Below are 13,491 nucleotides of genomic sequence, written 5' to 3'. Positions count from 1 at the left end.
AGCGCTCGGACGGGTCGGCGGGCATGAAGGGCGCGTTCGAGATCATGGGGGGAGATAAACATAGAGGGTGGGGGGTGAGAAAGGGTTTTGTTAGGCGGCGCGTTAGAATTTAGGTTGTTGGGTGTGGCGGGGCTGGATTGCCGCGCTGCGCTCGCAATGACGTTGTGGGGTTGGGGGCTGGGGTGATGGGTATCGGGGGATGCAAATCCTGCACGCGCTGCGCTTGCGGGGGCGGGGTGGTTGGATTGGGAATATGAGATTGGATGTTTGGGTGTTGAGACGTTGTAATTTCGGGGACAGGACTGTGTGGTTGTAATGGATGGGTGGCACTCCGAACTCGGTATTCCTAACAGTTGCCTGTGAGAGCAACGGTTTTATGGAAAACGCAGTTTTTATACGGAGAGTAGAATGAACAGGATTGTCAAAACCGGAATTCTGGCCGGCGCGGTACTTTTGGGTAGCTATGGCGCTGCCATGGCCGACAGCGGGACTGGCAGCCACAAGCTTGGTGGCATGCTGACGATGACGCACGGGATGTTGCGGACATCGGGGCTCGATGGCGCCACGATTTACAACGACAAAGGCAAGGATCTTGCGACGTTGAAGAACATTCTGGTCAGCGACAGCGGCGGACCGACGACGGTGGTGGCTTCGGCGGATGGGCGGATGGTTTCGTTTCCGCTGAGCAAGCTGAAATTCCAGAAGAGCGACCCGAACTCGACCGCCAAGCAGCCGGATTACAGCGTGGTTTATCCGGGTGCATCGGAATCGACGTTCAAGACGATGCCGAAGTTCCATTACGATAGCGGCAACCAGGGCTGAGTTTGGCCTCGGCCGGTGGGTATGCCACCGGCCGATGGTTTGTTGTGCTGAGATAATTTGTTCGATTGTGCTTTGCTTTTGCGGTCGCTGGTTTATTCGAGAGTATCGATTGAACGGGAGCGGGCAGGGCGATGGACGAGGCGACGGGCGGTGCGGATGAGGCCGGGCATTCAATTGGGGATGCGCGGCGGTTGTTGTTTGGCGCGGTCGATGGGTTGATCCTGGCGCAGATGGTCGGGGCGGCTTGTGAGGTTGGGCTGGCGGATGCGCTGGGGGCTGATGAACTGGCGCCGGTCGGGGCGCTCGCGCCGCGGCTTGGCTGTGACGAGGGGGTTTTGTTCCGCCTGGTGCGCGCGCTGGCGGCGCAGGGTATTTTCACGATCGATGCGGGGCGGATGGTGGGGCATTCCGAGGCGTCGCGCTTGTTGCGGCGGGATGATGCGCGCTCGCTCGCCTGGTTCATGCGGTATTGGACGATGCCTTCGATCTGGGCGGCGTGGGGTGGGTTGAGCCATTGTGTGCGGACGGGGGCGGCGAGCTTTCCGGTGGCGAACGGGCGCGGGTTTTTCGAGCATATGGACGCGCATGCGGAGGATCATCGGGTGTTTTCGTCGCTGATGAGCGTCGGGTTCGCGGGGCGGCATGCGGCGCTGGCGGCGGGGCTTTCGTTTGCGGATGGGGAGGTTGTTGTCGATGTCGGCGGTGGGGCGGGGGCGCTGCTGCGGGAGATTTTACTGCGAAACCCTGGCGTGCGCGGCGTGTTGTATGATCTGCCGAGTGTGGTGGCGGGGGCGGGGCAGTGTATCGATACGGAGGATTTGCGGGCGCGGTGCGTGGTCGAGGGGGGTAGTTTTCTGGAGCGCGTGCCGCAGGGCGGGACGAGTTATGTTCTGTCGTGGATTTTGCACGATTGGCCGGATGCGGGGGCGATTGCGATTTTAAAGGCGGTGCGGGCGGCGATGACGCCGGGGGCGCGGTTGATCGTGATCGAGGAGGTGCTGGCGGCGGAGGTCGGCGCGGGGGATGCCGGCACCTATGTCAATGATTTGAATATGCTTGTGCTGTTCGGGGGTAGCGAGCGGACGATGGCGGGGTTCAATGCGCTGATGGCGGCGGCGGGGTTTGGGGATGTGACGCGGATTGGGGATGCGGGGGGGATGGCGGTGCTTGAGGCGCGGGGCGTTGATCGGGTTGGGTGATGGCGTTGGGCGCGATGGGCGGGGGGGAACACAAGAGTGATGGGCATCAAGGGATGCCAATCGTAAGATTGGTGAGCTGATACGACGACGAGCACGAACATGCTTTGGCCAGCGGGCCAACTCAGCTTTGTTCACACGAAGTTGATGGGCTTCGCGAGGGCTCTGCCCATCCTACGCTTGCTGATGGGATATCTTGCCAATCCGGCCAATCGATGGAGCAAAGTCCGGGATTACGCTGAGGCCTCGGCTCTGGCTGATCGTGGCGTGGTGGTGGTAGGCGGTTTGGCGGAACCCGGCGGGCATGGCCATGTTATTGTTGTTTTGCCGGGGCGTTGGAGGCCGAGCGGTGGATATAAAGTGGATGGCAGGATGATGCCGTCGCACGGGATGTTTCCGCCGGCGATGTCGACATCGCTCGGGCCATGGCCTGGTGCGGTTAGCGATGGCGACAAGACGGTGTTTGACCCTTGGGATAATGTGCAGGTGTTTAAGCATGTTACTTTCTGGGCGTGGCAGAAAAAATCATGATTTCGCGGATCGTTTTGTTCGGTGTTGCATGGCTTGCTCTGAGCGGTTGGGCGGTGGCGTCTCCGCCGGTTAAGTTAGCGCTGGCCGATTGCGGTGCGATTTCTGGGGGGGTGAGCGCGAAAGCGGAGGTTTGGTTTGGTGCTCATGCGGGGGCGTATCGGCCGTATTTGACCGAGTGCCGGGTGCGTGATGGGCGGGGGCGAGTTGTTTTGAAAATTGTGGCGTTGCGCCAGGATGCGGCGGCGCGACATCACCGTCTCTATTTTTATCATGGTAAGCCTTGGGATGGGCAGGACAGCACGGCGCTGATGAACGCCGACCCGGTTCCGTTGCCGGTTATTCTGACGCCGGGTGATCGGGCTGTTGGGCATCTTCAGGAAGGATTGTTTGGCGAGGGGCCTGGGACGAAGTCGGTTTCATTCGAGGATTGGCGGGGTGACTGGCCGCGGCGGATTGTGATGCGGGTGGCGGGTGCGGCGGTGCTGGGCACGTATTGTACGCCGCCGTTGATTTGGAACGCTGGTCAGGATGAATTCGTGCAGTCGAAGGGGCCTGCTTACACGGGATGTAAGTGAAGGGGGATGGGGGGTGGACGACGGGCGTTGTGTGTTCGGCGGCGGATATTGGCAACCGTTATTGGTCGATCAAGTGTGGGGCGTTCGTTTATGGCGGCTGTGGTGAAGGTTGTTGCTTGCGATCGGCTGGACAATTTGCCGGGGTGAGGGATCGGGTGGGGTGAGCGCGTTGGTGGCGTGTTGTTGTGATCATCGCGGCGGCAGAGGCTGGGGCACGGAAAGATGGCGGATTGCGCTGCGCTTATCCGCCCTACGGTTCACTCCCATCGTCGCGGTTTTAGCCGTTCCGGCAACGGCGGCCCGTGCGTCGGCCTCCGCCCCGACGCTCGATGCGATCGCTGCTGCTGCCAAGATTGCGCAAGCGACGCATTGCACGACGGATGGTTGTGTTGCCGATATCACCATCGACAGGGCTATGAATATTTTTCTGGATTCGCAGAGTACGGACCAGGGATTGACGAGCCCAGCGACAAAGGATCGTGACGTGGTTGCGTCCGGTCGGCTGCGATCGGTCCTGCTTGGGCATCGGCACATGTTTTCGGTTGTTTGCCATCGGTTAAGGGGGCTTGCGGCGCAGTATCCGCCTGGGGATTTGTTTGTGGCAGTTGGCGTCATTCATCTTGCTTTGTTGATGGATCGGCCGTCGGGTGGGTGCTTGCCTGCGGTACTGGCTGCGTTTCCGCCATCGGCGCCGGGGCGGACTGCGATCGGCAATGCGCGGATACTTTGTTTGAACGAATGGCGGCTTGGTGCGCGGTATTGTGCTCGGATTGAGCAGAAGCCTTAGTTGCGCGTTGGTGGGGTCATCGAGATCGAGGCGGATGGGGTCGATGTGTTCGGTTAGGAGCGTCAGCCGGCGGTCGTGGAGGTTTATCGTGAAGACATAGGTGGCGCTGGGGACGCGGTTGCGGTGAATTTGGTGGGGTGGTGCGGATCGTGTGTTATTGGTTTGGTTGATGGTGTTTGGGTGATGTGGCGGGGGAGACGATACGTATGATGGCTATCGAGGATACCGAACATACGATTGATGTGCTGATACGACGACGAGCATGAACATGCTTTGGCCAACGGACCAACGCAGCTTTGTTCACACGAAGTTGATGGGCTTCGCAAGCGCTCTGCCCATCCTACGCTTGCTAGGCTGATGAAGATTTTTGTTTTAGTGGCCGGGCTGGTTGTACTTTTTGCACAGGTTTCATGGGCTGAATCACATTCGTCGGCTCCGAAATGGCTGATTGGCAAATGGGTTGTTACTAAAGTTTTAGAGGTGAGCCCTTCCGGGGGATATGTCGATCCGCCGGTCGAGCCGAAAGTCGCTTATGCCGGGAGGGTTATGACAATCTGTGCCGATGCGCTCAGCCTGACCGACGAGACGTGCAAAATGCCGGTGTTTGACAGTGAAACGGGGCGTTTGTCGAATGCGATTGATATGATTATGCCTTTCAACACTCTGCACGCGCTGGGCATGCATGATAAAATTATCCATTATTGGTCGATCAAGTGCGGGGCGTTCATTCATGGTGGTGATGATATCGGCAGTGATTATCGATGGGTGATTATTCCGAAAAATGCTGATCGCATCGATCTGCCGTTTCTGGCCGGGGGGTATCTGGAGCTTTCACGGGTTGGTGGTACGTCGTGACGGTTGCGTGAGTGGTTCGAGTGAGGGGGCGGGCGGTGTTTGCGGCGGGGTGCCAGGTTGCGGGGTACAGGCCTTTGGCGACCGCTTGGTGGAAGGTTGAGTAGGGCCATGCGGCGGGATTGGCCGCGTGGCCGTGTTTGACCGGGTTGAAGTGGATGTAGTCCATATGGGCGGCGTAATCGGTATCGTCGCGGATGGTGTGTTCCCAGAAGCGGCGTTGCCAGATGCCGCGTTCGGCTTTGGCGGTGCGGCTTGCGGAGCGGGGTTCGGATTTCGGGATGGTTCGGGAGAATTCGGCTTTGATGATTTGCCAGCGGGTGGCGAAGTTGGAGTCGCCTTCGGGCAGGGTCCAGAGGCAGTGCGTGTGGTCGGGCAGGACGACCCAGGCGTCGATGTGGAAGGGCAGCCGGGCGCGGGTTTTGCGGATGGCGGCGCGGAGGGATTCGATGTTCTCGGTTAGCAGGTTTAGCCGGCGGTCGTGGAGGTTGACCGTGAAGAAATAGGTGCCTCCGGGGACGCGGTTGCGGCGGTAGTCGGTCATGATGGGGAGGATAGGTGGGAATGTTGGGGAAGGGTAGCGGGAAATTTTGTGGGGTGGCGCGGGTTGTGTGTTATTGTTTTGGTTGATGGTGTTGGGGTGGTGTGGCCTTGTGTTGTTGGATGGCCGGGTGGGAGAGAAGAATGATGGGTATCAAGGGATACCCATCCTACGATTTATTGTTATTCGACGGGTCGGGCTTAATATTATTGAGGGCGCAATCCTTTGTAACCGTCGACATTGCAGCAGTCGAGCCCGAGACGCCAAATGTGTCGCTTTGCTTGCTTCCCATGAGGTCGGCGCCGACACTCACATTTGTCTTGGCCGTAGCGAGTGATTTTATGATATCGAATAATTTTGTTCGTCGACCGCTAGTTACGATACCGAGGTAAGTATTATTCCACATCTTCAATTCAGCTTTGAATTTAACTACAGGGTTACTGTCAATTTTCATCAGCAGTGTCACCGGTATACCACTGTCCGCCTGCGACATTTCATTTAGTTCGGACTTCCTACCGGGTATGATGTAGGCGATGTAGAGTGAATGCTTGTTGTCACACTGAATAACTAGACCGTCTTCGGAGCTGTTTCCGGTCGCCGCGACTACAGTAGTTGCACCAAATACGTCAGGTCCTTGAACCCTCGCGCCCCATTGTGCGAGTGCAACCTGGGACGAAAACAAGTAAAATCCCGCAATCAAAGTTGCCTTTTTTAAGAATGCGTGCCTCATTAAAAATCCTCCCTGATTTTCGTAAATCAAAATTTGCAATTATTTGTTATTGCTAAAATAAATTGGCAGGAATGTAAATCGTTTTCATAACGAACTCCTTCGGCCATTTCTAAACACGTTGTTCTCAAAAAACAGCTTGCCTCATGAAAGTTTTTTGGTTCTTTTTTTCAAAAAAGAACGGCTTGCTTCCTTTCGGCTTCCCGACTCGACAATTCGGGCGGGGGGCGATATAGGCGGGGTACACAGAACGCGGGAGGCTGGGGCGTGGTGCTCTGGCCGGTTGGACCGCGGTCTATTGGCGTTTTTGCGTCAGCGGATGGGAGTGCGCCTTATGGCGAAGAAGATTGTTGGCTATATCAAGTTACAGATACCGGCGGGCAAGGCTAATCCGTCGCCGCCGGTTGGGCCTGCTTTGGGGCAGCGCGGGTTGAATATCATGCAGTTCTGCAAGGATTTCAATGCGGCGACGCAGGGTATGGAAGTGGGCATGCCGGTGCCGGTGGTGATTACCGCGTTTGGCGATCGGACCTTTACCTTTATCACCAAGACGCCGCCGAACACGTATTTTCTGAAGAAGGCGGCGGGGATTACCAAGGGGTCCACGACGACCGGCAAGGGTGCGACCGTGGGTAAGGTGACCATGGCGCAGTTGCGGGAAATTGCGGCGACGAAGATGGTTCATATGAACGCCAATGATGTCGATGGTGCGGTGCGCATGTTGATCGGGTCGGCGCGGTCGATGGGTCTTTCGGTGGTGGAGGGCTGATCATGGCGAAGAACAAGCGTTTGGTTAAGGCGACGTCCGCGGTCGAGGCGAACAAGGCCTATGCGTTGGACGAGGCGATGGCGTTGGTGAAGACCAATGCGACGGCGAAGTTCGATGAGACTGTGGAATTGTCGTTGAATCTCGGCATCGATCCGCGTCATGCCGATCAGATGGTGCGTGGGTTGATTTCGTTGCCGAACGGCACGGGCAAGACGCTGCGGGTTGGCGTGTTCGCGCGCGGGCCGAAGGCGGATGAGGCGCGGGCGGCGGGTGCGGATGTGGTGGGTGCCGATGATCTGGCCGAGCAGGTGCAGGCGGGCAACATTGCGTTCGATCGTTGCATCGCGACGCCGGACATGATGGCGTTGGTCGGGCGGCTGGGGAAGATTCTTGGGCCGCGCGGGCTGATGCCTAATCCGAAGCTGGGCACCGTGACGATGGACGTCAAAGGTGCGGTGACGGCGGCGAAGTCGGGCCAGGTGGAGTTTCGGGCGGAGAAGGCCGGGATTATTCATGCGGGGATCGGCAAGGCGAGTTTTGATGCCGGGTTGCTGATCGAGAACGCGAAGGCGTTGGTCGATGCGATTCAGAAGGCGAAGCCGGCCGGGGCGAAGGGGACTTATTTGCAGAAGGCGGCGTTGTCTTCGACGATGGGACCTGGGGTTCGGGTTGATGTGAGTACGCTTTCGGCTTGAGGGAGTTAGGGGAAGGGAAGGCTTCTTTTTTGTAAAAAAGAAGCAAAAAACTTTTTGACTCTGGGGCACGGGCGTTTTCAAAGGCGCGGGCCTAGATTATCAAAGTTTTCTTGCTTCTTTTTGTTCACAAAAAGAAGACCTTACCTGCCTTTGGTGAGTTTTTGAGAATGTGCCGGGCTTCAGTTCGGCCATGACGGGATTGCCGGCTATGCTGGCGGTTCCGGACCTGTCCAAGACGGTTTGTAGTCCTTTCGGACTTTAATGGGTGTGAGCCCGCAGGCCGTAGATGGGGTGTCGGAGGTGTTGAGGCACCGATGGTTCCAATCACGGACAGGCGAACATGCGGCTGGGATGGTCCTTGCCGCTTTGGGAAAACCGGTGTTGCGCGGTCCAAACGCGTGATGCCTGACGAGTGGAGACCGAATTGGATCGCGCACAGAAGCGTGAGTTCGTGGACTCGCTTGCGACCGTGTTCGCTGAGACGTCGATGATCGTGGTGACCCGCAATGACGGGTTGACGGTTGCCGATGTGACGGCGTTGCGCGTGCGGATGCGGGCGGCGGGCGCACAATATAAAGTGGCGAAGAACCGTTTGGCCCATATCGCCTTGGAAGGCACCAAGTTCGACGGGCTGGTGCCGCTGATGAAGGGTCCGACCGCGTTGGCGTGGTCGCATGATCCGGTAGCGGTGGCAAAGGCTGCGGTCGAGTTCGCCAAGACCAACGAGAAGTTCGTGCTGGTCGGTGGCGCGTTGGGGACTCAGATGCTCGATGCATCGGGTGTTCGCGCGCTGGCCGAACTGCCGTCGCTCGATCAATTGCGTGGCAAGCTCCTGGGTCTGATCCAGGCGCCGGCGACGCGGATTGCGGGTGTGCTGCAGGCTCCGGCTGGGCAGCTTGCGCGGGTTTTCGCGGCTTATGCCAAGGCGAATGGGGCTGAGGATAGCGCTGAGGCGGCGTGAGGGGAGGAAGAAGGCTTCTTTTTTGTAAAAAAGAAGCAAAAAACTTTCTTGAATTTGGTGCACGGGCGTTTCAACGGTACGGGCTAGATTCATAAAGTTTTTTTGCTTCTTTTTGTTCACAAAAAGAAGACTTCTTTTACGCCTTCAGCGTCGCCGTGAGCGAGCCCGAACGGTTCGGGCTTGCATGGAACCATCACAACGACTATTATAGGAACTGACGAAATGGCTGATCTCGCAAATTTAGTTGACCAACTCTCTTCCCTCACTGTCCTCGAAGCAGCGGAGCTTTCCAAGCTGCTCGAAGAGAAGTGGGGTGTTTCGGCTGCGGCACCGGTTGCGGTCGCTGCTGCGGCGGCGCCAGGCGCTGCTGCGGCTCCGGTTGAGGAGCAGACCGAATTCACCGTCGTGCTGAAGGCCGCCGGGGACAAGAAGATCAACGTGATCAAGGAAATCCGGACGATCACCGGTCTCGGGCTGAAGGAAGCCAAGGACCTCGTTGAAGGCGCGCCGAAGACCGTGAAGGAAGGCGTGAACAAGGACGAGGCCGAGAAGATCAAGAAGGTTCTGGAAGAGCAGGGCGCATCTGTCGGCATCGAATGATTTACCGCGACGCCGCGTGAGGCAACTCACCGCGGCGTTTTCGACCTGACTTCGGCGGAGTGCCCTCGGGCACTCCGCCCGTTTGCTGTTGCGCCTGATGGGCGAGATTTGGACTGATACGATACGGCATCGCTGTCGGGCGATGGTTCGTTACTGAATTATTGATTGGGGTATGGGCATGAATGCGATTTCGGGTGGCATGAACAAGATTTCCTTTACCAATCGCAAGCGCATCCGCAAGAGCTTCGGGAGAATTCCCGAAACCACGCCGATGCCCAACCTGATCGATGTGCAGCGCGCGAGCTATGACGCGTTTCTGCAGATGAACGTGTCGCCGGATTCGCGTTCGGTGTCGGGTTTGCAGGAAGTGTTCAAATCGGTGTTCCCGATCGATGATTTCGCCGGGCGGGGCCGGTTGGAGTTCGTTTATTACGAGCTCGAAGACCCGAAATATGATGTGGAAGAGTGCATTCAGCGCGGGATGACGTATGCGGCGCCGCTGAAGGTGGTGCTGCGGTTGATCGTGTGGGATCTGGATGAGGATACCGGGGCGCGCTCGATCCGCGACATCAAGGAACAGCCCGTTTATATGGGCGACATGCCGCTGATGACGGATAACGGCACGTTCGTGGTCAATGGGACCGAGCGGGTCATTGTCAGTCAGATGCATCGCAGCCCGGGCGTGTTTTTCGATCACGACAAGGGCAAGACCCATGCTTCGGGCAAGTTTTTGTTCGCGGCGCGGGTGATTCCGTATCGCGGATCGTGGCTGGATTTCGAGTTTGATGCCAAGGACCTGGCGTATGTGCGGATCGATCGGAAGCGCAAGCTGCCGATTACGACGTTGCTGTATGCGCTGGAGAGCAAGGCGACCGAGGCGCTGCGGGCAGCGCGGACGGCCAAGGGCGAGACGCTGGAAATCGGTGAAATCAAGGGCATGGATGCCGAGGAGATCCTCAGCACGTTCTATGGCCAGGTGCCGTTTACCCGGACCAAGGATGGGAACGGCGAGAGCGCGTGGGCGCGGCCGTTCGAGCCGGAACTGTTCCGTGGCGCGAAGCTGGTTGAAGATCTGGTCGATGCCGAGACGGGCCAGGTGGTGGCCAAGGCCGAGGAGAAGCTGACGGCGCGGGCGGCGCGCAAGATTGGCGAGACGACCAAGCATGTGCTGGTCAGCCGGGCCGATCTGGTCGGGCGGTATGTTGCCGAGGATTTGTACGATCCGAACACCGGCGAGATTTTCGCCGATGCCGGCGAGGAGATCGCCGAGGCGAAGCTTGCGGTGTTCGAGGCGGCCGGGCTGGATGTGATTCCGACGCTGGCGGTGGATCAGACCAAGGGGCCGTGGATTCGCAATACGCTGGCGGTGGACAAGAATTCGAACCGCGAGGATGCGCTGGTCGATATCTATCGGGTGATCCGGCCGGGCGAGCCGCCGACGAGCGAGACCGCCGAGGCGTTGTTCCGCGGGTTGTTCTTTGATTCGGAGCGCTATGATCTGTCCGCCGTGGGGCGGGTGAAGATGAACATGCGCCTGGGCATCGAGTGCGATGACCAGATGCGGGTGCTGCGCAAGGAGGATATTCTGCGCACGATTCAGATCATGTGCGATCTGAAGGATGGGCGCGGGCAGATCGACGATATCGATAATCTCGGCAACAGGCGGGTGCGTTCGGTCGGTGAGCTGATGGAGAATCAGTATCGGGTCGGGCTGCTGCGGATGGAGCGTGCCATTCGCGAGCGGATGGGCTCGGTCGATATCGACGGGGTGATGCCACATGATCTGATCAATGCGAAGCCGGCGGCGGCGGCAGTGCGGGAGTTTTTCGGCAGCTCGCAGCTGAGCCAGTTCATGGATCAGACCAATCCGCTGTCGGAAGTGACGCATAAGCGGCGCCTGTCCGCGTTGGGACCGGGCGGGTTGACGCGCGAGCGGGCCGGGTTCGAGGTGCGCGACGTGCATCCGACGCATTATGGCCGCATCTGCCCGATCGAGACGCCGGAAGGGCCGAACATCGGGTTGATCAACTCGCTGGCGACGTTTGCCAAGGTGAATAAGTACGGATTTATCGAGACGCCGTACCGGATGGTAACCAACGGTAAAGTTTCCGATGACTATAAGTATTTGTCGGCGATGGAAGAGGAGCGGTTGACGGTGGCTCAGGCGGATGCGCCGAAGCTGGAAGACGGCACGCTGACCGAGGATTTGGTTTCGGTGCGGCGGAACGGCGATTTCCGGCTGGTGCGGCCGGAGGAAGTGACGGCGATCGACGTGTCGCCACGCCAGCTGGTTTCTGTTGCTGCGGCGTTGATTCCGTTTTTGGAGAACGATGACGCCAACCGCGCGCTGATGGGCTCGAACATGCAGCGTCAGGCGGTGCCGTTGATCCGTTCGGACGCGCCGCTGGTCGGCACCGGGATGGAAGCGGCGGTGGCGCAGGATTCGGGTGCGACCATCGTGGCGCGGCGCGCCGGTATCATCGACCAGATCGATGGCGCGCGGATTGTTGTGCGGGCGACCAATGATGATGGCACGACGATGGGTGTCGATATCTATCGGTTGCGCAAGTTCATGCGGTCGAACCAGTCGACCTGCATCAACCAGCGGCCGCTGGTGCGGGTGGGCGACCGGGTTGGCGCGGGGGATATCATTGCCGATGGGCCGTCGACCGAGTTGGGCGAATTGGCGCTGGGGCGGAACATTCTGTGCGCGTTCATGCCGTGGAACGGGTATAATTTCGAGGATTCGATCCTGATTTCGGAGCGGATTGCGCGCGAGGACATGTTCACTTCGATCCATATCGAGGAATTCGAGGTGATGGCGCGCGACACCAAGCTGGGGCAGGAGGAAATCACGCGTGATATTCCGAATGTCGGCGAGGAGGCGTTGCGCAATCTGGATGAGGCTGGGATTGTCTATATCGGCGCCGAGGTGAATCCGGGCGATATTCTGGTGGGCAAGGTGACGCCGAAGGGCGAAAGCCCGATGACGCCGGAAGAGAAGCTGCTGCGGGCGATTTTCGGTGAGAAGGCATCCGACGTGCGGGATACCTCGCTCAAGCTGCCGCCGGGGGTTTCGGGCACGATTGTCGATGTGCGGGTCTTCAACCGGCGTGGTGTTGATAAGGACGAGCGCGCTCTGGCGATCGAGCGGTCGGAGATCGAGCGGCTTGCCAAGGATCGGGATGACGAGCGGGCGATTCAGGAGCGCGCGTTCCTGAACCGGTTGCGCGAGAAGCTGCTCGGGCAGCTTGCCGGGTCGGGCTACAAGGGCGTGCGGTCGGGCAGCGAGATCAATGCCGAACTGCTCGCCGAAGTGCCGCGCAATGCCTGGCGGAATCTGACCGTGCAGGACGATCATGTGATGGCCGAGATCGAGACGCTGAAGCGCGAATTCGATGCGGCGGTGCATAAATTGCAGGCGCGGTTCGAGAGCAAGGTTGAGAAATTGCAGCGCGGCGACGAGATGCCGCCGGGCGTTATGAAGATGGTTAAGGTCTTCATCGCGGTGAAGCGCAAGCTGCAGCCGGGCGACAAGATGGCCGGGCGCCATGGCAACAAGGGTGTGGTCTCGAAGGTCGTGCCGATCGAGGACATGCCGTTCCTGGAGGACGGCACCGCGGTCGATATCGTGCTCAACCCGTTGGGTGTGCCGTCGCGCATGAATGTCGGTCAGATTCTCGAGACGCATCTGGGATGGGCGTGCGCCAATCTCGGGCGGCAGATCGGTGAGCTGGTCGATAACTACCGGCGCACCGGGCAGGAGCGCGAGCGGCTGCATGCCATGCTCAAGGATGTGTATGGTGAGGAGATCTACACCAAGCAGATCGAGATCATGGACGATGCCGATGTTGCCGAATTGTGCGGCAATATCCGCAAGGGCGTGCCGATCGCGACGCCGGTGTTCGATGGCGCGCGCATCACCGATATCGAGGATATGCTGGCGAAGGCCGGTGTCGATATTTCGGGCCAGATGACCCTGGCGGATGGGCGGACCGGCGAGCAGTTCGAGCGCAAGGTGACCGTGGGCTATATGTATATGCTCAAGCTCGGGCACATGGTGGATGACAAGATCCATGCGCGCTCGATCGGGCCGTATTCGCTGGTGACCCAGCAGCCGCTGGGGGGCAAGGCGCAGTTCGGTGGGCAGCGGTTTGGCGAAATGGAAGTGTGGGCGCTCGAGGCTTATGGTGCCGCCTATACCTTGCAGGAAATGCTGACCGTGAAATCGGACGACGTTTCGGGCCGCACCAAGGTTTATGAGGCGATCGTGCGCGAGCAGGATAATTTCGAGGCGGGTGTGCCGGAGAGCTTCAACGTGTTGACCAAGGAATTGAAATCGCTTGGTCTCAACGTCGATCTGACGCTTTCGGCTGAGTGAGTTTTGGCGGTTTGATCATGGCGCGGGGTGGGGTTGCCACGCCGCGTCGATGAA

12 protein-coding genes are annotated in these 13,491 nt (G+C 59.0%); 10 read left to right on the top strand and 2 right to left on the bottom strand.

Features of this window, described 5'->3' with window-relative positions:
- The first annotated feature begins 408 nt into the window (after positions 1 to 408).
- From BW994_RS02880 to BW994_RS19025, 5 genes are all read left to right on the top strand, one after another.
- Positions 409 to 822, top strand: a complete 414-nt coding sequence (locus tag BW994_RS02880; RefSeq protein WP_029312035.1) for a hypothetical protein — start codon at positions 409 to 411, stop codon at positions 820 to 822.
- A gap of 131 nt (positions 823 to 953) precedes the next feature.
- Complete coding sequence (locus BW994_RS02875) at positions 954 to 2,021, top strand: methyltransferase (protein ID WP_051657365.1); 1,068 nt, start codon at positions 954 to 956, stop codon at positions 2,019 to 2,021.
- Positions 2,022 to 2,198: 177 nt separating this feature from the next.
- The gene (locus BW994_RS02870) at positions 2,199 to 2,549 is read left to right on the top strand and encodes a hypothetical protein (protein ID WP_217696427.1); all 351 of its coding nucleotides are present in this window, start codon (positions 2,199 to 2,201) and stop codon (positions 2,547 to 2,549) included.
- Positions 2,546 to 3,124, top strand: a complete 579-nt coding sequence (locus BW994_RS02865; RefSeq protein WP_029312038.1) for a hypothetical protein — start codon at positions 2,546 to 2,548, stop codon at positions 3,122 to 3,124. The genes BW994_RS02870 and BW994_RS02865 overlap by 4 nt, the downstream gene beginning before the upstream one ends.
- Before the next feature lie 1,144 nt (positions 3,125 to 4,268).
- Complete coding sequence (locus BW994_RS19025; RefSeq protein ID WP_139333950.1) at positions 4,269 to 4,766, top strand: hypothetical protein; 498 nt, start codon at positions 4,269 to 4,271, stop codon at positions 4,764 to 4,766.
- Here the strand turns inward: BW994_RS19025 and BW994_RS02860 are convergent.
- Positions 4,681 to 5,307: an REP-associated tyrosine transposase gene (locus tag BW994_RS02860; protein ID WP_076454340.1), complete on the bottom strand. Its 627-nt coding sequence runs from the start codon at positions 5,305 to 5,307 to the stop codon at positions 4,681 to 4,683. The genes BW994_RS19025 and BW994_RS02860 overlap by 86 nt on opposite strands.
- Before the next feature lie 166 nt (positions 5,308 to 5,473).
- The gene (locus tag BW994_RS19020; protein WP_029312040.1) at positions 5,474 to 6,034 is read right to left on the bottom strand and encodes a hypothetical protein; all 561 of its coding nucleotides are present in this window, start codon (positions 6,032 to 6,034) and stop codon (positions 5,474 to 5,476) included.
- Positions 6,035 to 6,365: 331 nt separating this feature from the next.
- Between BW994_RS19020 and rplK the strand changes: the two genes are divergently transcribed.
- From rplK to rpoB, 5 genes are all read left to right on the top strand, one after another.
- Positions 6,366 to 6,800 (top strand): 50S ribosomal protein L11, encoded by a 435-nt coding sequence (gene rplK, locus BW994_RS02855; protein ID WP_029312041.1) that lies wholly within the window; start codon positions 6,366 to 6,368, stop codon positions 6,798 to 6,800.
- 2 nt (positions 6,801 to 6,802) lie between these two features.
- Entirely contained in the window at positions 6,803 to 7,495 is a 693-nt protein-coding gene (gene rplA / locus BW994_RS02850) for a 50S ribosomal protein L1 (protein ID WP_029312042.1), read from the top strand.
- A gap of 424 nt (positions 7,496 to 7,919) precedes the next feature.
- Positions 7,920 to 8,456: a 50S ribosomal protein L10 gene (gene rplJ, locus BW994_RS02845; protein WP_029312043.1), complete on the top strand. Its 537-nt coding sequence runs from the start codon at positions 7,920 to 7,922 to the stop codon at positions 8,454 to 8,456.
- Between the two features lie 222 nt (positions 8,457 to 8,678).
- Complete coding sequence (gene rplL, locus BW994_RS02840; RefSeq protein ID WP_029312044.1) at positions 8,679 to 9,056, top strand: 50S ribosomal protein L7/L12; 378 nt, start codon at positions 8,679 to 8,681, stop codon at positions 9,054 to 9,056.
- 199 nt (positions 9,057 to 9,255) lie between these two features.
- Positions 9,256 to 13,437, top strand: coding sequence for a DNA-directed RNA polymerase subunit beta (gene rpoB, locus BW994_RS02835; RefSeq protein WP_408734949.1), 4,182 nt, complete (start codon positions 9,256 to 9,258; stop codon positions 13,435 to 13,437).
- Positions 13,438 to 13,491 lie beyond the last annotated feature (54 nt).

Origin of the sequence: Acidiphilium rubrum (genome assembly GCF_900156265.1) — a bacterium.
GTDB lineage: Bacteria > Pseudomonadota > Alphaproteobacteria > Acetobacterales > Acetobacteraceae > Acidiphilium > Acidiphilium rubrum.
Note: the sequence above shows the minus strand (reverse complement) of the source record. Positions and strands in the feature narration are given on the sequence as shown.